14 protein-coding genes and 1 pseudogene are annotated in these 20,943 nt (G+C 72.1%); 7 read left to right on the plus strand and 8 right to left on the minus strand.

Features of this window, described 5'->3' with window-relative positions:
- Positions 1-24: 24 nt before the first annotated feature.
- A complete protein-coding gene (locus C1I95_RS07190) occupies positions 25-381 on the minus strand; it encodes an MmcQ/YjbR family DNA-binding protein (RefSeq protein WP_111212986.1) in 357 nt (118 codons plus the stop codon).
- A gap of 187 nt (positions 382-568) precedes the next feature.
- Here C1I95_RS07190 and C1I95_RS07195 point away from each other — a divergent pair, with 187 nt between their 5' ends.
- The 3 genes and pseudogenes from C1I95_RS07195 to C1I95_RS07205 all read left to right on the plus strand — a co-directional run bounded on the left by C1I95_RS07195 (position 569) and on the right by C1I95_RS07205 (position 7,285).
- Complete coding sequence (locus C1I95_RS07195; RefSeq protein WP_111212987.1) at positions 569-3,241, plus strand: ATP-binding protein; 2,673 nt, start codon at positions 569-571, stop codon at positions 3,239-3,241.
- 153 nt (positions 3,242-3,394) lie between these two features.
- A pseudogene (locus tag C1I95_RS07200) lies at positions 3,395-3,709 on the plus strand (fatty acid desaturase family protein); the annotation flags it as partial.
- A 210-nt stretch (positions 3,710-3,919) separates the two neighbouring features.
- The gene (locus tag C1I95_RS07205; protein WP_158566315.1) at positions 3,920-7,285 is read left to right on the plus strand and encodes an endo-1,4-beta-xylanase; all 3,366 of its coding nucleotides are present in this window, start codon (positions 3,920-3,922) and stop codon (positions 7,283-7,285) included.
- A 329-nt stretch (positions 7,286-7,614) separates the two neighbouring features.
- Here the strand turns inward: C1I95_RS07205 and C1I95_RS07210 are convergent, their stop codons facing one another.
- From C1I95_RS07210 to C1I95_RS07220, 3 genes are all read right to left on the minus strand, one after another.
- A complete protein-coding gene (locus C1I95_RS07210) occupies positions 7,615-10,272 on the minus strand; it encodes an AMP-binding protein (protein ID WP_438941291.1) in 2,658 nt (885 codons plus the stop codon).
- 101 nt (positions 10,273-10,373) lie between these two features.
- Complete coding sequence (locus C1I95_RS07215; protein WP_111212989.1) at positions 10,374-11,021, minus strand: DNA-3-methyladenine glycosylase; 648 nt, start codon at positions 11,019-11,021, stop codon at positions 10,374-10,376.
- A gap of 123 nt (positions 11,022-11,144) precedes the next feature.
- Positions 11,145-12,113, minus strand: coding sequence for a TIGR03118 family protein (locus tag C1I95_RS07220; protein WP_158566317.1), 969 nt, complete (start codon positions 12,111-12,113; stop codon positions 11,145-11,147).
- Between the two features lie 531 nt (positions 12,114-12,644).
- Here C1I95_RS07220 and C1I95_RS07225 point away from each other — a divergent pair.
- Together C1I95_RS07225 and C1I95_RS07230 are read left to right on the plus strand one after the other, a co-directional pair.
- On the plus strand, positions 12,645-13,784 hold the full coding sequence (locus C1I95_RS07225; RefSeq protein ID WP_111212991.1) for an LLM class flavin-dependent oxidoreductase: 1,140 nt from the start codon (positions 12,645-12,647) through the stop codon (positions 13,782-13,784).
- On the plus strand, positions 13,781-14,404 hold the full coding sequence (locus C1I95_RS07230) for an FMN reductase (RefSeq protein ID WP_111212992.1): 624 nt from the start codon (positions 13,781-13,783) through the stop codon (positions 14,402-14,404). The genes C1I95_RS07225 and C1I95_RS07230 overlap by 4 nt, the downstream gene beginning before the upstream one ends.
- Before the next feature lie 44 nt (positions 14,405-14,448).
- Here C1I95_RS07230 and C1I95_RS07235 read toward each other — a convergent pair whose 3' ends face one another.
- The 4 genes from C1I95_RS07235 to C1I95_RS07250 form a co-directional block, all read right to left on the minus strand.
- Positions 14,449-15,291 (minus strand): universal stress protein, encoded by an 843-nt coding sequence (locus tag C1I95_RS07235; protein WP_111212993.1) that lies wholly within the window; start codon positions 15,289-15,291, stop codon positions 14,449-14,451.
- 129 nt (positions 15,292-15,420) lie between these two features.
- Positions 15,421-16,317 carry a universal stress protein gene (locus C1I95_RS07240; RefSeq protein ID WP_111212994.1) on the minus strand — a complete coding sequence of 299 codons (897 nt, stop codon included), beginning with the start codon at positions 16,315-16,317 and terminating at the stop codon, positions 15,421-15,423.
- A 32-nt stretch (positions 16,318-16,349) separates the two neighbouring features.
- Positions 16,350-18,992 carry a cation-translocating P-type ATPase gene (locus C1I95_RS07245; protein WP_111212995.1) on the minus strand — a complete coding sequence of 881 codons (2,643 nt, stop codon included), beginning with the start codon at positions 18,990-18,992 and terminating at the stop codon, positions 16,350-16,352.
- 139 nt (positions 18,993-19,131) lie between these two features.
- Positions 19,132-19,560 (minus strand): hypothetical protein, encoded by a 429-nt coding sequence (locus tag C1I95_RS07250; RefSeq protein WP_111212996.1) that lies wholly within the window; start codon positions 19,558-19,560, stop codon positions 19,132-19,134.
- A 134-nt stretch (positions 19,561-19,694) separates the two neighbouring features.
- On the opposite strand from C1I95_RS07250, the gene C1I95_RS07255 reads away from it, so the two are divergent.
- Together C1I95_RS07255 and C1I95_RS07260 are read left to right on the plus strand one after the other, a co-directional pair.
- Positions 19,695-20,174: a GNAT family N-acetyltransferase gene (locus C1I95_RS07255; protein WP_111213001.1), complete on the plus strand. Its 480-nt coding sequence runs from the start codon at positions 19,695-19,697 to the stop codon at positions 20,172-20,174.
- Between the two features lie 138 nt (positions 20,175-20,312).
- A complete protein-coding gene (locus tag C1I95_RS07260) occupies positions 20,313-20,939 on the plus strand; it encodes a hypothetical protein (protein ID WP_111213002.1) in 627 nt (208 codons plus the stop codon).
- The last annotated feature ends 4 nt before the right edge of the window (positions 20,940-20,943 follow it).

The following is a 20,943-nucleotide window of genomic DNA, read 5'->3' on the forward strand; positions in this document are numbered from 1 at the left end:
CGCGCCGGTGTCGATGTCGCCGGATCAGCCGGGGGCGGGCCGTTCGCGGCGAGGAAGCTTGGCGACCACCGCCTCGTACGACGCGTCGACCGCCTCGACCAGTTCGTCGGCGGGGATCGCGCCGTCGATTCGGAGCGTGTTCCACCCGGATCGGCCGATGTACCGCATCACCTGGGCGTCGGCCGGGTAGCGGTGCAGCCACTCGTCGGCCACGTCCCGGTTCGGCCCGCACTTGACGCCGACCGTCACGGTCGTCTCGCCCGGTCCGAGAAACGCGAAGATCCGGCTTCCCACCTTCACCACCTCGTCGTCCTCCCATGGTCGGTCGAGCCAGGCTCCCGGCTTGCCCAGGCAGTACGCCAGCATCTCGCGGCGATCCATGTCGGCAGCACCTCCGGTTGGTTTCCTGCCGCCAGTCTCCCGCCTTTCGGCCCGCCTTGCCGAGGGTTGGTGCGGCATGTGCCGGCCCGGCCTGCGGTTCGGCGCGTGTGCCGCTCACGGATGGTTTCTCCGAGCGCTGCACCGCCTATGATTAGCCACCGGTCGATGTCTGTGGGGGAGGAGACGTGTGGCCCAGCCCAGCCTTGATCCGCCACGACCCGAACTGGCGGCCACGCCGGCCGAATTCGTTGCCGCGCTTCGCGTTCTGCGCTTGTGGTCCGGCCTGACGTACCGGCAGCTGACCGCCAAAGCGAGGGCATCGGGTGATCACCTCGCGGTGAGCACGCTGGCGTCCGCGCTGAGCCGGTCCACACTGCCGAGACGCGAGGTCGTCGCCGGATTTGTCCGTGCCTGCGGGCTTGACGAACGGGCGGTAGCCGAATGGGTGGCCACTCGCGATGCACTGCTTGCCGCCTCCGGACAAGCCATCGACCAGGAGACGGCCGCGCCGGGGCGCCAACTGCCGACTGAGCTCGATTCGCCCAGACGTGCGGCACCCAGCATGTTGCCGCCCGACATCCGGGACTTCACCGGCCGCGCAACTCACCTAAAGGCGCTGCGGGATCTGCTGGCCAGGCAACCAGCCGGTGAGGATCGCCCCGACGTCCAGGTGACTGCGGCCATTTCCGGCATGGGCGGAATCGGCAAGACGGCGCTCGCTCTGCATGTGGCACACGCCCTGTGCACGGCGTTCCCGGACGGCCAACTCTGGATCGACCTACGCGACGCCGAAGGGTCGCCGCTGGACCCGGGTGACGTGCTGGCCCGGTTCCTCCGGGCGTTCGGGGTCGACCCTCGTGCGATCCCGGACGGTCAGAGCGAACGCGCCGAGATCTACCGCACCCTGCTGGCTCACCGGCGGGTACTGGTCGTCCTGGACAACGCGAGTTCGGAGCGGCAGATCCGTCCGTTGCTGCCAGGCGCTGCGACGTGCGCCGTACTGGTCACCAGCCGGCTCCGAATGACCGGTATCGAGGGCGCCTGGCACCTCGAGTTGGGGCAGTTCACGACGGACGAGGCAATTCAGTTGTTGGCCCGGATCACCAACGACGAGCGCATACTGCCGGACTACGAGAAGGCCACCGAGATCGCGGAGTACTGCGGTGGTCTACCTCTCGCTGTTCGGATAGCCGGGGCACGCCTGGCGGCCCGTCCGGCCTGGCGTCTGGCTCATCTGGCGGCGATGCTCGGTGACGAACGGCGTCGATTGGATCGGCTGACCACCGGCGACCTCGCCGTCCGGGCATCGCTGGCGCTGAGCTACCGAGAGCTCGACGGGGAGTCCCGCCGGCTCTTCCGCCTGCTCGCTTGCTTCGACGTCCCCGACCTGCCGGCCTGGCTGGCAGCAGCCGTGTTGGATTGTCCGTTCGAACAGGCGGCCGAGCATGTGGAGACGCTGGTCGACGCTCAACTACTTGCCGTCGCCGGCACTGATCCTGCCGGGCAGATCCGCTACGTCTATCACGACCTGGTCCGGCTGTTCGCGGTCGAGTGCGCCGCCGCCGAGGAGTCGGAGGAAGCCAGCGCCCAGGCACTCGTCCGTGGGCTTGGCACCTGGGTCACGCTTGCTGAACGGATGGCGCCGGCGATCCCGGGCCCATGTTTCGCGCTCATCGCCAGCCCTGTGCCGCGACCACCGGTCGACTGGGCGGACGACTATCTGGCAGACATCGACCCGCTGAGTTGGTTCGACGCCGAACGTGCCGCGATGGTCTCCGCCAGCCGGCAAGCGTGCCGGCTCTCGCTGGATGACCTCGCTTTCGACCTCGCCGGACGGCTGGAGAAGTATTTCGACCTGCGCGGCATGTACGCGGACTGGGCGAGCCTCAACATTGAGGTGATGGCGGTCTGCCGACGGACGGGCAACCAACTCGGCGAGGCTGTCATGCTTCGCGGCCTGCTCGACGTCAAAACCTGGACCGCCGGTCCGGGCGACGGTACCGCGATGGCCCGGCTGCACAGCGAGTCGGCCCGGTTGCTGGCGACGTTCGATGCTCTCGGCCAGGACCAGGGCAGCTCGGACGCTGCCGTCATGTGCTCCTGGGCGTTGACAGCTGCCGGCTCGTACCCGGAAGCCGTGGCGATGGGTGAACGCGCGCTGCGGCTGGCCACCCGCTCGGGCCACCTGGGCGGTGAGGCACGCGGCCACCTGGCGCTGGCGGTAGCCACCTTCGAACAGGGACAGTTCGAGGCGGCGACCACGCACACGGCTGCTGCTTTGGATCGGGCCCGAAAACTGGGTAATTCCCGCTGGGAGGCGACCGCGTTGCAGTTCGCCGGTATTGGACACCGGGAGTTGGGGAACTTCGACCACAGCCAGCGTTTGCTCTCCGAGTCTTTACGGATCTCCCGCGCCTACCGAGACAACTACACCGCGACGTTGACCCTGCTGGCTCTGGCCCGCCTTTACTTCAAGCGAGGTGACCCGAAGGCGCGGGAGACGGCTGAGATGTCGTTGGCGCTGGGGCGCGACTACCACATGACCCATCATCTGGCCGAGGCGTTCCAACTTCTCGGCGAAATCGAACTGGCAGGAGACTGCCCAATGCGTGCTGTTCCACACCTGGAGGAATCTGTCGCGCTGTGGCGTACCCGGGGTTGGCCTTCATTTCAAGCTGCGGCGTTGACCAGCCTTGGCCAGGCCCGCCTGCACTCGGACCAGCGGGCCGCGCGTGTGGCGTTCGAGGAGGCACATACGATCTTCGTGCGATTGGGCAACATCGACAAAGCGGCTGAGCTGAAAGCATTGATCGGGTCGGTCGAATCGTCCAGTGCCGACAGGGAAACGGCAGTGTTCTGAGCTCAGAATCGTCGGCACCATGGACGCAACCCGAAGTCCAACCGTACCGACGGTCGGCAGGTCAAGTTCACGCCGCAGGAACTTCGGGAACTGGACGAGTCGCCGAACGTCGAGGTCATCGTCCATCCCGAGGGCATGGAGTTCGACCTTCGCCCCAACCACAAGGGCATGCCGCACCCGACCGGCGACGAGGACTACCTGCGCAAGCGGGTGCTTACCTCCCGTAACGTCCGCAGGAACCGGCTGGTCGACGCGGCGCTGGGCGGTTTGAACTACCAGATCGAGCACCACCTGTTCCCCGGTATGTCGACGCCCAACCTGCGCAAGGCCCAACCGATCGTGCAGGCGTACTGCGCCGAGATCGGTGTCTCCTACGAAGAGACCGGTCTCGTCGACTCCTGCCGGCAGGCCCTGCGACACCTGCACGAGGTGGGCGCACCCGCCCGGGCCGGACACGCGGCGCGCTGATCCAGCCTTACCGGTAGCGGAATGTCAACCTCCGTCCCGCCATGATCCGCCTCACCTGCGGCCGTCATCGTCGCGCCGTTTTCCGGTAACTTCCGGAAGTTGTGGTCAGAGCAGTGGGTCCGACATAACATGCACGCGCTTGGATCCGTCCAGGGAAGACCGATGCCCGGCACACCCCACCGCCGTCCAATCTGCGTAAAGGGACCCTCGATGCGCCTCTGGAACCCGTCCCCTCGATCACGACGCCGATCGCGAACCCTCGCCGCGCTCTGTTCGACCGCGCTCATCGCGGCCATCGCCGCCGCACCCGCCCCGGCCGCCGCCGCGGCGGTCGTCCTCTCCAGCGACTTCGAGTCCGGCTCGTACGCTCCGTGGGGGCCACGCGGTGCCGTGACCCTCGGCATCGCCGACGAGGGCCACGAGAGCGACAACAGCCTGTCGGTCACCGGCCGCACCGCCAACTGGCAGGGCCCGGCGACGAGCGCGACCGCACTGTTCAACCCCGGAACCCAGTACACGGTCAGTGCCTGGGCGAAACTTCCGGCCGGCACCGAGGGCACCGCCGGGGTGCACTTCACCGTCGAGGCGACCCCGGCCGGCGGCGGCGACAACACCTACACCTGGATCGGCGGCAACATCCCCACCACCGCGGACGGCTGGGTGCGGATCGGTGGCGAGTACACGCTGCCCACGGGGCTCAGCGCCGCCACCCTCTACGTCGAGGCGGAGGGCAACACCCCGTTCCTCCTCGACGACATCCTGATCACCGCGCCCGACGGCGGCGGACCGGCGCCAGGCGTCGTTGTCATCGACACCGACTTCGAGGACGGGCTGGACGGCTGGGGCCCCCGCGACAGCGGCCCGGGTGCCCCCAGGGTCACCCTCACCGACGTCGCGCACGCAGGCGCGTCCGCGGCGCTGGTCTCCGAACGCGTCAACCAGGGCGCCGGCCTCGGCCGCAACGTGACCAGCCTGTTCGAGACGGGCGTGACCTACGAGTTCAGCGCCTGGCTCCGGTTCGCCGAAGGCCAGCCGACCGACCAGATCTGGCTCAGCCTCGCCAGCACGACCGGCGGCAGCCAGTCGTTCAGCACCCTCGCCCAGTTCGAGGCAATCACCAACACCGGGTGGACGCAGGTGACCGCCCGGTTCACCATGCCGGCCGCGGACAGCGCGCTCCTCTACTTCGAGACCCGCTGGCAGGGCGCGGACGTGGCCGGTAACACCAGCGACTTCCTCGTCGACGACATCGTCGTCCGGGTGCCCGAGCCTCCGGTCATCGAGGACCTCACCGGCATCCACGAGACCACCGGCTTCCCGGTCGGCGTGGCGATCGACAGCCGGGAGACCGTCGGCGGGGCCGCGGAGTTGCTGACCCGGCACTTCAACCAGATCACGCCGGAAAACCACATGAAGCCCGAGGCCTGGTACGACAACGAGGGCAACTTCCGCCCGCACGACCAGGCGCTGGCCCTGATGGACTTCGCCCGGGACAACGACCTACGCGTCTACGGCCACGTGCTGGTCTGGCACAGCCAGACCCCGGCCTGGTTCTTCCAGGACGCCGCCGGGCAGCCACTGACCACGTCGGCGGCCCACCAGCAGCTGCTACGCGACCGGCTGCGGACCCACATCTTCGCCGTCGCCGAGTCGCTGAGCCAGCGGTACGGCCCGTTCGGCTCCGCCACCAACCCGCTGTACGCGTTCGACGCGGTCAACGAGGTGGTCAGCGACAGCGGCGAGTACGCCGACGGCCTGCGCCGCAGCGAGTGGTACCGGATCCTCGGCGAAAGTTTCATCGATCTGACCTTCGAGTACGCGGACGCGGCGTTCAACGACGTCTACGCGGTCGGGAACACCGACCCGGTCGCCCTGTTCATCAACGACTACAACACCGAGCAGAGCGGCAAGCAGGCCCGCTATCGGGCGCTCGTGCAGCGGCTGCTCGCGCGCGGCGTGCCGGTCGACGGGGTGGGCCACCAGTTCCACGTCTCGCTGGCCACGCCGGTCAGCAGCCTGGAGGCCGCGCTGGAGGCGTTCACGGACCTGCCGGTGACCCAGGCCGTCACCGAACTCGACGTCACCACGGGCACTCCGGTCACCCAGGCGAACCTGATCGAGCAGGGCTACTACTACCGGGACGCCTTCCGGATCTTCCGGGCGCACACCGACGACCTGCTGGCCGTCACCGTCTGGGGCCTCACCGACGGCCGTTCCTGGCGCTCCGGCAACGGCGCGCCGCTGCTGTTCGACGACAACCTGCGGGCCAAGCCGGCCTACCACGGGGCGGTGGACGGTGAGCTGCCCGCCCGGCTGCGTACCGCCAACGTCTTCGCCGGTGACGTGGCCCTCACCGCCGCCGCGCCGGCGGATCTGACCTGGCGCAAGCTTCCGCTGCACCGGGTGGAGGACAGGGCGCGGTTCCAGCTGCGCTGGGCACCGGATCACCTGACCGCGTACGTCGCGGTCGACGACGCCACGGTGTCCGGCGACGACCGGGTCACCTTCGTCCTGGGCGGCGAGACGTACCACGTCTCCCGCGACGGCAGCGGCGACGTGCCGGCCGTTGTGGCCAAGCGGGACGGCGGCTATCACCTGGTCGCCCACCTGCCGCTGACGGGTGCCGCTCGGGGTGACACGCTCACCCTGGACGTGCGGGTCCGCGACAACGGCGCCACGTCCGGCTGGAACACCCCGGGCGCGGTCGGCACCCTCACCCTGGTGGAGGAGCTGTCGTACCTGGAGGTGCGCGAGGCCGCCACCGCACCGGTCATCGACGGCACCGTGGACCCCGTCTGGGCCCGCGCCGGCGCGGTGACCACGGCCAAGCAGGTCTCCGGCACCGGCGGCGCGACCGCGACGGTCCGCACCCTCTGGCGGGGCCAGACGCTCTACGTGCTGGCCGAGGTCACCGACCCGGTGGTGGACGTCTCGGGCTCCGACCCGTGGACCCAGGACTCGGTCGAGATCTACGTCGACGCGGGCAACGCCAAGAACGGCGCCTACCGCTACGACGACACCCAGATCCGGATCAACGCCGACAACGTCGTGTCGTTCGGCACCGGCGACGAGACGTTCCAAACGGGCCGGCTGAACAGCGCAGCCGTGCGTACCGCGACGGGCTACACCGTCGAGGCGGCGATCAGCCTGCTCGAATACGGCGGCCTCGACACCTTCCACGGCCTGGACTTCCAGGTCAACGACGCGTCGAACGGCGCTCGTACCGCGATCCGCAACTGGGCCGAGCAGGAGGGCGTGGGCTACCAGACCACCGCCCGGTGGGGAGTGGGCCGGCTGGTGGCCGGCTCCAACGTGGACATCACGCTGACCACGATCGCCCGGTGGAACTCCGACAGCGGCGGCGGCTACTGCGCGACCATCACCGCCACCAACACCAGCGACAAGCCCGTCGAGTGGACCGCTGTCGTCGACCTGGAAGGCGACATCTACGACGCGTGGAACTTCAAGCGGGAACGCCTGACCGATGGCAGCTACCGGATCAGGGGCGTGGACTGGAACCGCACCCTGGCACCGGGTGCCAGCACCTTCAGCATCGGATACTGCGCCAACCTGTGACACCCGGCAACGACGCCGACCGACAAGGCCCAGCACGGCCGAGCCGGTGAGGCATCTCCCGTGGCGGCCACCGTTCAACACTGGCGGTGGCCGCCACCGGGCAGCACAGGGGCCCTATCGCAGCCGGACCGGACTGCCCTGGTGCAGGTCGAGGGTCCAGGTCTGCCGACAACAAGGACGGCCTGGTGCGGGCACTGCTGGCGCGGGCGCGAGCCGACGAGTCCAGGCCCCGGACGGCCTGGCGCTGATCTTCTTCCCTAGACAAGAGGAATCATCGATCAAGGGTTGCGGCCATGATCAGCCGGGGTCGATACAGGCCCGGCCCCAGGTTAAAGATGAAGCTTGTCGACCTGCGGTCCGTGCCGCTCTCGCGCACACCGGAAATCGCCGGGCCGCAGTGCTGCTGCCACGACGCGGCCGACCCGCCCGACCACCACGGCGTAGGCGATGCCGAGCGCCAGCGACGCGGCCAGCGCCACCAGCGGCCAGTCCCGCAGGTGCGGGTAGACCTGCCAGTGGGTCAGGTAGATGTAGAGCGAACTGCCGGCCAGCACCCCGGCGACCCGGTTGACCACGCCGAGGCTCGGCACGGTGGGCAGCCAGACCAGCAGGGCGAAGCCGGCCACGATCAGCGCCTCGCGGGCCGGCTGGCCGAAGAAGCCCGGCACGGTCACTGCCGCCGCCACGGTGACCAGCAGCCGCTGCCCGACGCCGTCGGCCCGGGCGGCGGCCCAGCCGAGGGTGAACAACCAACCGGCGACCAGCGCGGCCGGCAGGTCGTAGCGGGCGTCGAGGCCGAACACGTCGTACCGGCCGAGCAGGCCGAGCACGGTCAACCCCATCGGCAGAGCGAACGGGTGCCGGCGCTCCAGCCGGTCGACCCGCCGTAGCGCGACCAGCGCCGCGAGCCCCACCAGCAGGTACACCACCGCCTCGACGAACCAGAAGTGCCACTCGGTGCGGGCGTCGTCCGGGCCGAACAGGCTGTGCACCAGCAGCAGGGTGCTCACCCGGTACTGGTCGTTGAACAGCATCACCGCGCCGATCCAGGCCATCGTCGGCAGCACGATCCGGGCCAGGCTGGCCCCGATCTGCCGCAACCGGTCGCGCCGCCCGGCAGAGGTGAGCTGGAACCGGGCGAAGTTGAACCCGGCCACGCCGAGCAGCAGGTGCGCGCCGCCGGTGACGGTGAACAGCGGGATGTGCGAGCCGACGATCAGCACGATGGCCGCCGCCCGCAGCGCCACGCTGGTCTCCAGCGACCGCCGCCGGCCGCGCGGCCGCTGCGGTGCGCGCAACGCCGCGATCGGCAGGGTGTGCCAGTTCGCCGGCAGGTGACCCAGCTCCTGCTCCAACCGGACCGACATCTCCACGTACGACAGCGAGTCGCCGCCCAGGTCGACGAAGCTCAGCTCGGGACGGACGTCGTCGCGGTCGAGCACCTCCGCGTACAGCCGGCACAGGTCATCGACCGAGGTCCCGGCGGCCGGCACCCCGCCCGCGGCGTCCGTCGTCGCGGTGTCGGTGGGCTGCGCGGACCGGGCCAGGCCCCGTTGCGCCGGAAGGGCCGGGGCGGCGGTGGCGGGCGGCGCGGCGGCCAGCGCCCGCAACCCGGCCAGGTCGGGCTTGCCGCTGGCCAGTCGGGGCAGCTCGGCCAGGACGAGCACCCGCACGGCACGTGGCGGCAGCCCCACCTCGTCGGCGACCAGCCGGCGGACGGTTCGGGCGTCGGCCTCGCCCACCACGGCCACGACCAGTTCGTCGTCCCCGCCCACGCAGGTGGCGGCGACGCCGTGCCGGGACAGCAGCGCCTCGACCCGCTGCGGGTCGATCCGCAGCCCGAGGATCTTCGCGAACCGGCTGCGCCGGCCGACGATCTCGTACAGCCCCGCCGGGCCGCGCCGGGCCAGGTCGCCGGTGCGCAACTCGTCGACGCTACGGCCAAGGGCCAGGTCGGCCGGGGTCTCGGCGTAGCCGAGCATGACGTTCGGGCCCGTGTACAGCAGCTCGCCGACCGCCGGGTCCGGGTGGTCGGGCACCGGCGCGAGCCGGAACGCGCCGCCGGGTACCGGGACGCCGATCGCCTGCGGGTGGTGGACCGCCAGGTCCGGCGGCAGGTACGCCATCCGGGCGGTCGCCTCGGTCTGCCCGTACATGACGAACAGGTCCCAGCCACCCCGCCGGCCCAGCTCGGCGTAGTGGCGTACCCGCTCGGGCGCCAGCCGGCCACCGGCCTGGGTGACGTAGCGCAGGTGCGGCAGGTCCATCTCGGCGAAGCCGACCCGGTCCAGCAGGTCGAAGGTGTACGGCACCCCAGCCAGGCTGGTGCCGCGGGCGGCCCGGAGCAGGTCCCAGAAGCAGGCGTCGGCGACGGAGAGATCGGTCAGCACCAGCGCCGCGCCGCGGGCCAGGTGACTGTGCACCACGGACAGCCCGTAGCAGTAGTGCAGCGGCAGCGAGGTGACCGCCCGGTCGGTCTCCCGGATGCCCAGGTACTCCACGATCGCCTCGGCGTTGGCCTGCAGGTTGGCCGCCGACAGCCGGACCAGCTTGGGTGAGCCGGTGGAGCCGGAGGTGCTCAGCAGCAGGGCCAGGTCCGGGTGCAGGTCGTGCGCGGTGTCCGTGCGGCGCTCGTCGACCGCCCAGCCGTCGGCCGGCCCGAGCACCACGTCCGGGTCGTACGCCTCGACCAGGGCGGTCAGCGCGGCGGTGTTGCCGCCGGGCACCAGCAGCACCGGGTGGCCGCCGTACAGCGCGCCCAGGTACGCCACCAGCGAGTCGACGGTGTTCGCCCCGACCACCAGCACCAGCCGTCGGGTCGTGCCGAGCCGGGCGGCGCAGTCCGCGACCCGCCGGGCGAGATCGGCGTAGCTGATCTCGCCGTCCGCGGTGACGACGGCGGGCCGGTCGCCGTGGAGCGCCAGATCGCGGACGAACGGCACCGTCCGCAGAGCCGGGAGCAGGGAAGCCAGGGGGAGCACGGGCACACTCTAAGGTAAGCCTGCCCTAATCAGTAGTCGGGGGCGACCGGTGTCACGAGCGGACCGGGGCGCGAGCCCGTGCCGACGCGTCGACCGGTTCCGCGACGTCAGAGTGCCAGTGGCGGCCGTACGCCACCAGTCGGGGCTGCTGGGCGCCGGCGGCGCGGAGTGTGGCGGCGGTACGGGCTCACACTCGGCTCGCCGACCAGCCAGAACCGCCACGGCACGTCGTGCGCTGCGGTCACCCCGACACGGGGGCCGGAGGCGATCAGGGCCGGGTCGACGGGGCTTGATGGCGCGGTCAGGCGCACCGGTCCGGACCCGTCGACGGCGCAGGTGCCGTTGGCGTCGCGGCCGAGCCCGAGCGCGGTGACGAGCCTGGCCGGCCCGCGCGCCAGGTCACGATCCGGGGGATGGTTGCGGCGTTCCCGGGCGACCTCGATCCCGTCGGTCACCTCGCCCGCCCGCAGCAGGACGGCAGCCGCCTCACCCTCGTGGCCGCACACGATGTTCAAGCACCAGTGCATGCCGAACACGAAGTACACGTAGACGTTCCCGGCCGGGCCGAACATCACCTCGTTGCGGGGAGTCGGTCCGCGATGGGCGTGGGAGGCCGGATCTTCCCCGGTGCCGGCGTACGCCTCGACCTCGGTCAGGCGGAGGCTGACGCCGTTGGCCGACACGGTCCAGCCGAGGAGGCTCCGCGCAGCCGTCGCCACCTGCGCGGCCGGGGTCTGGAGCCAGTGGTGCGTCATGGTGTGGGCAAGGGTACCGAGTGGGTTGAAGATCGCCTTCCGGGTGCCCGGCGCCCGCCGACAGCGCGGACACAACGGTCCGCCGCGCCCCGAGAAGCTCGGGGCGCGGCGGATTCGCGCTGGTTACTTCCTGGTTGTCGGGATCAGCTGACCCACCAGGCCGTGCGTCTCGTCGTCCGGCCCGGCACTGAACCACAGGGTCCCTTGCCCGCCGGTGGTCTCGGTGCCCGGCAGCAGCGCCCACAGTCCGTCGATGACGATCGTCTCGCCCTCCTCGTCCCGCAGTTGGCCCTTGAAGCCGTCGCGGTCGAACACGTTGATCCGGCCGTCGCCGAAGTTGCCGACGATCAGGTCGCCGGTGAACTCGCCGAAGCCCTTCGGCGCGATGGCGAGGCCCCACGGCGCGTTCAGGGTTCCCTCGCTGGCGATCCGCCGGACCTTGGTGCCGAAGTCGGTGAACAGGTCGACGAAACCGAGGCCGGCGCCCGGCACGTCGTCATGCGCGTCCGCGTCCTGCTTCGCGTAGGTCACGAAGACCTTCTCGCCCAGCGCCAGTACGTTGAACGGCGCGAAGCCCTCCGGCAGGTTCCGGTCCCGGAAGAAGGAGTCCGGCAGGTTCACCCGGTCGAAGTTCTCGTCGAACACGTCGATGCGTGCGTGGTGGAAGTCGGTGGCCAGCAGGAAGTTGCCGACATCGGTCTTCAGCAGCGTCACGCCCTTGTAGACCGCACGGTTGGTGTGCGCCACCACGACCGCGGTGGTGTCCGTGTCCTGGTTCCAGGCGGTGACGTCGCCGCCCTCGCTGACGAAGATGAAGGTGGCCGGGTTGTCGTTGCCCGGCCCGGGCACCTGGAAGCCCTTGGTGTCGTTGAACACGACCCCGGTCGGTGGGCCGGCGGGGATGGTGACGGTGCGGACCTTGTCCACCGGCTTGCCGTTGATGCCGCCGCTGTAGACGGTGGCGGTGTTGGTGCCGTTGTTGGACACCCACAGGGGTGTCGTCGGTCCCAGCGCGAGCCCCCACGAGTTGACGGCGTCCGGGTCGACGAGCGCTGGATCTCGTGCCGGGTCGTCGGAGACTTGGTTGATCACTCTGAAGCGTGGGCCATTGCGCTCCTCGTGACCGCCGCTGTCCGATTTTCCGCCGCGGTCGTGATCACCTCCGTCGCCCATCGCCACTGTGGCGGAGACCGCCACCGCTGCGCTGACCATCGCTGCGACGGCCAACAGCCGCCCGCGCGTTCTGATCACCTGGTGCCCCTTCCGTGGGAAACAGTCGCTCAGCCTGATCCGGCGGCAAGCCCTCATGGCCGCCGCATCGGGATGCAGGCGCTGGAAGGCACGCTCGGCCACGCAACATCGATCTTCGGTGGTTTTTCCCCCATTAGGGGCAAGCAGTGCCTAGTACATGAAACATATCCATAACACCGAGGCAATCGGTCGCTTTTGGGAGGCCCCCTCCGGTCTGCACCCGAACGGGTGTCGCGCCTCGGCCGGGCCGCCAGGGCGTGACGGCGGCCAACGCCGGCACCGCCGGGCGCGGAATAGTTGACTCGTCAAATATGTTGTCGGGTGGGTCCGGGAGCCGCGGCGGCCCCGGTCGGACGACACGAGGGAGCTGTCATGCAGTTCGGGGTCTTCACCGTCGGCGACGTCACGGTCGACCCGACCAATGGTCGCGAGCCGACCGAGGGCGAGCGGATCAAGGCGATGGTCACCATCGCGCTCAAGGCCGAAGAGGTCGGTCTCGACGTCTTCGCCACCGGCGAGCACCACAACCCGCCGTTCGTACCCTCGTCGCCCACCACGATGCTGGGCTACATCGCGGCCCGTACCGAGCGGCTGCTGCTCTCCACCGCGACCACGCTGATCACCACCAACGACCCGGTGAAGATCGCCGAGGACTACGCGATGCTGCAGCACCTGGCCGACGGCCGGGTCGACCTGATGATGGGCCGCGGCAACACCGGGCCGGTCTACCCCTGGTTCGGCCAGGACATCCGCAACGGCATTCCACTGGCCATCGAGAACTACGACCTGCTGCGCCGGCTCTGGCGCGAGGACGTGGTCGACTGGAAGGGTCGCTTCCGCACCCCGTTGCAGTCGTTCACCTCGACGCCGCGTCCGCTCGACGGCGTACCGCCGTTCGTCTGGCACGGGTCGATCCGCAGCCCCGAGATCGCCGAGCAGGCCGCGTACTACGGCGACGGCTTCTTCGCCAACCACATCTTCTGGCCGGCCGAGCACACCCGCCGGATGGTGGGCCTCTACCGGCAGCGGTTCGAGCACTACGGCCACGGCTCTGCCGACCAGGCCATCGTCGGCCTCGGCGGCCAGGTGTTCATGCGGAAGAACTCCCAGGACGCGGTACGCGAGTTCCGGCCGTACTTCGACAACGCCCCGGTCTACGGGCACGGCCCGTCGCTGGAGGAGTTCACCGCGCAGACCCCGTTGACCGTGGGCAGCCCGCAGCAGGTCATCGACCGTACGCTCGGCTTCCGCGACTACGTGGGCGACTACCAGCGGCAGCTGTTCCTCCTGGACCACGCCGGGCTGCCGCTGAAGACCGTGCTGGAACAGCTCGACATCCTGGGCGAGGAGGTCGTTCCCGTGCTGCGCAAGGAGTTCGACTCGCTGCGTCCGGCCCACGTGCCGGTCGCGCCCACGCACGCCGCGCTGCGGGCCGCCGCCGAGCGCGCCGCGCAGGCCGGCGAGACCCCGGCCGCTGACCTGGCCGGGACCGGCGCGGAGGCCGACCGGTGACCTCGCGCACCCTGGCCGTGGTGTCGGCCGGACTCAGCCAGCCCTCGTCGACCCGACTGCTCGCCGACCAGCTCGCCGCGGCCACCCGCGACGGGCTGGTCGGGCACGGCGAGGGCGTCGAGTTGCGACCGGTGGACCTGCGCGAGCACGCCCACGACATCGTCAACCACCTGCTCACCGGCTTCCCGTCGGACGCCCTGCGGCAGGTGCTCGACCAGGTCACTGGCGCCGACGGGCTGATCGCCGTCACACCGATCTTCAACGCCTCGTACAACGGGCTGTTCAAGTCGTTCTTCGACCTGGTCGACGCCGACGCGCTGGGTGGCCGGCCGGTGCTGATCGGAGCCACCGGAGGCACCGCCCGGCACTCCCTCGCCCTGGAACACGCCCTGCGACCGATGTTCACCCACCTGCGGGCGGTGGTGATGCCGACCGCGGTCTTCGCCGCACCGGAGGACTGGTCCGCCGGCACGGCGGACGGCGCGCTGCGCGCCCGGATCAGCCGCGCCGGCCGCGAACTGGCCGAGCAGGTGCACCAGCGTCCGCCGTCGAGCGGGCCGGCCGACCCGTTCGCCCTCACCACCAGCTTCGAACAGCTGCTGCGCGGCGGGGACGACTGACCCCGGCCGTCGCCGGCGGCGCGGGCCGCCGTGGGCGGTCGGGCTCAGTGCTCGGGCTCGTACCGGTGGGCGACGAGCACCGGGCATCGGGCGTGCTGCACCAGCGCCTGACTGACCGAGCCGAGCAGCAGGCCGGCGAATCCGCCCCGGCCGCGGGATCCGGCCACCACGAGCGCGGCGTCCCCGGTCGCCTCGATCAGCGCCTGGTCGGGCTTCGGCGCGGCGACCATCCGTTCCTCCACGGTCAGGCCACGGTGACTGCCCCGGGCCGACGCACCCGCCGTGGCCAGCAGCGCCGCCGCCGCGCCGTCGGCGGCATCCCGCTCGTCGGCGACGTGCACCAGCACCAGGGCGGCACCGCGACGGGCGGCCTCCTCGGCGCCGTACCCGACGGCGAGTTCAGCCGACTCCGAGCCGTCCACCCCGACCAGCACCGGCCCCTCGGTCGGGATCGGGCGATCGGGCGGCCGGACCACCAGCACCGGGCAGTGGCCGTGCGCGGCGACCTGGGTGCCGACCGAGCCGAGCAGCAGCCCGGCGAACCCGCCCAGGCCCCGGCTGCCCACCACGACCAGTTCCGCCAGCCGGGACTCCTCGACCAGCGTCGCGCCCGGACCGCCGGCCACCTGGCGCACCTCCACGATCAGCCCCGGCCACTTGTCGACCAGCTCGGCGGCGGTCTGTTCGAGCATCTTCCGGCCGTCCTCCGACGGCGACGGCAACCCCACCTGGTACGGGTTGATCGGCACCCCGTAGCCGAGCGGATGCAGGTAGCCGTGCACCAGGTGCAGCGGGCGGGACCGCCACACCGCCGCCTGCGCCGCGTGCTCCGCGGCGACCCGGCTCGGCGGGGATCCGTCCACCCCCACCACGACAGGTCGGTTCATCGGGCCTCCAGAGGTCGGTCAGGTCATTGTCGGTGTGGCCCGCCGGCGGGCCGGCCCCGACACACCACCCGGGGCCGACCTACCAGCGGCGGGGCGGGCCGCACCGGGGGAGCGGCGCGACCCCGTCGGTCAAGATCCTTCGACCGTACGCGGCATTCGGACGATCGCCAGCGGGGAATGGGCGTGGTGCAGCACCGCGTGGCTGACCGAGCCAAGCAGCAGCCCGCTCAGCGCACCCCGTCCCCGCGCACCGACCACCACCAGTTGGGCGGCCCGGGACTCCTCCACCAGCGCCCGGGCCGGTGAGCCCCGGACCAGTCGCTGCCGAACCGGCACCTCCGGATAGCGCTCGGACCAGCCGGCGACGGACTCGGCGAGAGTGCGTTCCTCCTCCTCGCGGAAGGCGTCCAGGTCGTAGACCAGGGGCAGGATGTCACCGGGGCCGGTCGGCGTCGGGTAGAGCCAGGCGTGCACCGCGATCAGCTCGGTGCCGCGGCGGGCCGCCTCCTCGAACGCGAACCCGACCGCCTGCTGGGAGAGTTCCGAGCCGTCGACACCGACCACCACCGGCCCGTCCGCCCGCGGTTCCCCCCGCACCACCAGCACCGGGCAGTCCGCGCGGGAGCTGACCTGCACGGCCACCGACCCGATCAGCAGCCCGGCGAAGCCGCCCAGGCCCCGGCTGCCGAGGACGACCAGTGCGGCGTCGCGGGTCTCCGCGAGCAGCACGGCCGCCGCTGCGCCGTCGACCACCGCGCCGGTGACCGGCACCTCCGGGGCGACCTTGCCGGCCTCGGCCACCGCCTCGGCGACACACTGTTCGGCCTGGTTGCGCAGGCCGGCGTCGGCGGGCGCCCCCGGCGCCGGACCCAGCGGCACACCCATCAAAGGCCAGATGAACGCGTGCACGATCCGCAGCGGGCGGTGCCGGTCCGCCGCCTCCCGCGCGGCGGCCCGGACGGCGTGCAGCGCGACCTCGGAACCGTCCACACCCACCACGACGGGGGCACCGGTGTTGCTGGTCATCTCGTCCTCCTTCGGTTCGCCACCAGCCTGACCTATCCGGCGGCGCCACGGTCCGGGACCGCGGTTCCCGTCTGCGGGCCATCGCCGTCGGACCCCGCCGCCGGGCGGCGGGTCAGTCGCAGGGCCAGGCCGGGCAGGGTGCTCACCGCGGCGCAGGCGATCAGCTCCACGGCACCGAGCGGCTCGGTGCCGAGCAGTTCCCGCAGCGGCGGCAGCAGTACGCCGGACACCTGTAGCAGCGCGGACCCGGCCACCGCGAGCGGCAGCGCCAGGTTGCCCCGCCGCCCCGACGGCGGTCGGGGCGCGCGGACCGCCAGCGCCACCCCCAGCTGGGCCAGGCCGAGCACCACGAAGACCACCGACTGCCAGGGCCGGTCCCATCGGGCGGCGAGCAGGCCGGCGCCGAGCGTCACCGCCGAGATCAGCGCCCCGGTGACCAGGATCTGCCGGCCCAGCCCGACACCCAGCACCGACTCCCGTGGCGAGCGCGGCGGCCGGCGCAGCGTCCCGGGTTCGGCCGGCTCGGCGCCCAGGGCGACCCCCGGCAGGCCGTGAGTGAGCAGGTTGATCCAGAGGATCTGTGCCGGCAGCAGCGGCACGGCCAGCCCGAACAGCGGCCCGATCAGCATCACCGCGATCTCGGCCACGCCGCCGGAGAGGGCGTAGCGCAGGAACCGCCGGATGTTGTCGTAGACGCGGCGGCCCTCGCCGATCGCGGTGGCCACGGTGGACAGGTCGTCGTCGACCAGCACGAGGTCGGCCGCCTGCCGGGCCACCTGCGTGCCACCGCCCATGGCCACCCCGATGTCGGCCCGCCTTAGCGCGGGAGCGTCGTTGACCCCGTCACCGGTCATCGCCACCACGTGCCCCCGGGACTGCAACCCGGCGACGATGTCGAGCTTCTGCTCCGGCTGGGTGCGCGCGAACACCCGCGCCGCCGGGTGCGCGTCTGCGGGGTCGCCGGCGTCGCCGCGTACCACCGGGTCGCCCTCGTTCCAGAGCCCGAGCTGCCCGGCGACGGCCGCCGCGGTCGCCGGGTGGTCGCCGGTGACCAGCACCAGCCGGACCCCGGCGTCGGCGAAGCTGCCGGCGATGTCCGCCGCTCCGGCGCGCAGCGGGTCACCGACGGCGACCAACCCCACCGGGCGCAGCCCCTTCGGGTGGCCGGGATCGGCCGGCAGGGTGTCCACCAGGGCCGCCGCCAGCGCCAGCACCCGCAGCCCGTCGCCGGCCATCCGGTGCGCGGCGGCGGCCAGGTCGGCCACCTCCTCGTCGGTGGCGTCGAGCAGCGACGAGGTGAGCACGCTTTCCGGCGCACCCTTGCACACCACCAGGTACCGGCGGTCGCAGGAGCGGTGCACGGTGGTCATCCGGCGCAGCTGCTGGTCGAAGGGGTGCTCGGCGACGCGTGGCCAGGCGCGGCGGATGGCCTGCGGATCCAGGCCGCACCGGGCGGCGAACGCCACCAGCGCCGCCTCCAACGGATCACCGACGGCGCTCCACCGGGGCTGCTCGTCGGTCGGCGGGGCCAGGGTCGCGTCGTTGCACAGCAGCCCGGCCCGGGCCAGCCGGCGCAGCTCGTCCGGCACGGCCACCGGCGCGCCGTCGCGGTGGACCGTGCCATGTGGGGCGTACCCGGTACCGGTGACGCCGAACCGGACACCGTCGGCGGTGACAGCGTGCTGCACGGCCATCCGCCCCTCAGTGAGGGTGCCGGTCTTGTCCGAGGCGATCACCGTGACCGAGCCGAGCGTCTCCACCGCGTGCAGCCGGCGGGGGATCGTCCGGGCCGCGGCCATCCGCCGCGCGCCGAGCGCGAGGGCCAACGTGACCACCGCGGGCAGGGACTCCGGCACCGCGGCCACCACCAGGCTCACCGCGGTGACCGCCATGTCCACCACCGGCCGGCCACCGAGCACGCCGACGAGGAACACCAGCCCGGACAGCAGCACGGCGGCGACGCCGAGGATTCGGCTGAGCGAGGCGAGACGACGTTGTAGCGGGGTGGCGGCCGGCCGGGTGGTGGCCGCCAGGGTGGCGATCCGGCCCAGCGCGCTCGCCCGCCCGGTACGTAGCACCGTGCCGGCGGCCCGGCCGGTGGTCACCACCGTGCCGGCGCTGGCCTCCTCGCCGGCCTCGCGGACCACCGGCACCGACTCGCCGGTCAGCGCCGACTCGTCCAGGTGCAGCCGGCTCGCGTCGTCGAGCAGCAGGTCGGCGGGGACCACGTCGCCCGCCTCCAGGCGGACCAGGTCATCACGGACCAGTTCGGCGGCGGGCAGCACCACGTCCCGGCCGTCGCGGACCACCCGGGCGGTCGGCGCGGCGAGCTGGTCGAGCCCGGCGATCGCCCGGTCGGCGCGGACCTCCTGAACCACCCCGATCGTGGTGTTGACCAGGACGACGAGCAGGATCACCGCCGTGTCGGGGTAGTCCCGCAGCGCCGTGGTGACCACGGCGGCGGCCAGCAGCAGGGCCACCAGCGGGTCGGTGAGCTGCCGCAGGATCCGGGTGGCCAGGTGCCGGCGGGGTGGCGCGGCGGCGGTGTTCGGCCCGTCGACCAGCAGCCGGCGGCCGGCCTCCGCCGAGCCGAGCCCGGCCGTCGCTGCCGGCCCGACGACGTACTCCGTCCGCACCGGCACGTCCTCGCCCACGACCTGGAGCCCTCCGGCCACCGTCCGTTCCGCCCTCTCCCCACGGCCTGCCCCGCCGGCACGCCTCCCACCACCAGCCTCGTCCGGCCCGCCGTGGCCCGGCAGGGGCGATCCGCCCGCGCGGCCCGGGACCAATGGCCCTGCCGACCCGGCCGCCCGGTCAGCGTTCGACCATCAGCCGGCGGGCTCGCAGCAGCCGGGCCCACCACGGCCGCGGCGCACGGGGTGCCGGTGGGCGCAGCCCGCGGAAGCTGACCCAGCCGCCCGGCCCCATGGTCAGCGCGCCGACCGCGGGCGGCCGCCGCCGGCCCAGCAGTGCGACCCCGGCAGCGGCCAGACCGACGGTCAGCACCCCGGCGGTGGCGGCCAGCAACCGGTCCGGATCGGGCAGGCGCCGATACCGGACGCACCCGTTGGCGGCGACGAACACCCCCACCGGGCGGCGATCGCGGGTCACCGGCACCAGCGCGACCGGCGGTGTGCCGGGCAGCTCCAGCACCGGCCCGACCGGCCCGGGCGGTGCCGGAGGGGAAGCCGGTCGGGGCGGTACGAGCGGCACCGGACCGGTGGCGTTGAGGATCGCGGTCATCTCGGGTACCTCCTGTTGCGAGCCGGGAACGGCCGTCGACTTGTTGGTAACAGCGCCATCGGCGCACGCGGCAGGGCCGAAGGCCGAGCCCCGACGGGCCGCAGGTCCCGACCCGGGTGCGTATCGTCGACGCGGTGATCGACGACCTGCGGCTGCGTCCGGTCGGCGAGGACGACCTGCCGGAGTTCTACGCCCACCAGCTCGACCCCGACGCCAACCGGATGGCGGCCTTCGGCCCGCCGGACCCGACCGACCGGCGGGCGTTCGCCGCGCACTGGGTGCGCATCCTGACCGACCCGGAGATCGTGGCCCGCACGGTGACCATCGACGGCGAGGTGATCGGGCACATGCTGGCCTTTCCGGCCGACGGCCGCACCGAGGTCAGCTACTGGATCGACCGGCCGCGGTGGGGCCGCGGCTACGCCACCCGCGCGCTCGGCGCGCTGCTGCGCGAGATCACCCGCCGGCCGCTGTACGCCCGGGCGGCGGTCGACAACGTCGCCTCGCTGGCCGTGCTGCGCCGGTGCGGGTTCGTCGTGTCCGGCACCGACCGGGCGTACGCCCCGAGCCGCGGCCACGAGGTCGACGAGTACGTCCTGGAACTTCCGGGCTGACCGCGTGCCCCGTACTCGGGTGACCCGCCGTCCGAGCCGGCCACCGCTGGCCCCGACCCGCTCGGCCGCCGGGGTGACCCGGCCCACCGGCGGCCGCCCCGTCTGGCTGCTGAGCAGGGCGGCGACTAATCTCGCGTGGTGAATTGGCTGGAACTTGTCGGCTGGGCCGGCTCGGCGCTGCTGGTCTGGTCGCTGCTACAGACGCGGATCCTGCGGCTGCGCGCCCTGAACCTGGTCGGCTGTCTCATTCTGATCGGCTACAACACCGCCATCGAGGTCTGGCCCATGGTGGGGCTGAACGTCGTGCTGGCCGTGATCAACGTCTGGTACCTGCGTCGGCTGCTCGCCACCCGACACGACGAGCAGACCTACCAGGTGGTCGAGGTGGGCGCCGCCGACGCGTTCCTGGCCCACACGCTGCGGGTGCACGCCGCCGACATCGCCCGGTTCAACCCCGGCTTTAACCCCGGGCGGCTGGCCGGACACTCGGCCTTCGTCGTGGTACGCGCCGACGAGGTCGTCGGCGTCGTCCTGGCCCGGGACACCGGTGACGGGGTGGCCCAGATCGATCTCGACTACGTCACCCCGCCGTTCCGTGACTTCACCCCGGGCGAGTTCGTCTACCGGCGCAGCAGCCTGTTCACCGACCGCGGGTTCCGGCGGGTGGTCAGCCCGCCGGACATGATCGCCCCCTACTACCACCGGCTCGGGTTCCGCCGCGAGGGGGAGTCGTACGTGTTGGACCTCCCCGCCCCGACCGCCTGACCGC

It is taken from the genome of Micromonospora craterilacus (genome assembly GCF_003236315.1).
GTDB lineage: Bacteria > Actinomycetota > Actinomycetes > Mycobacteriales > Micromonosporaceae > Micromonospora > Micromonospora craterilacus.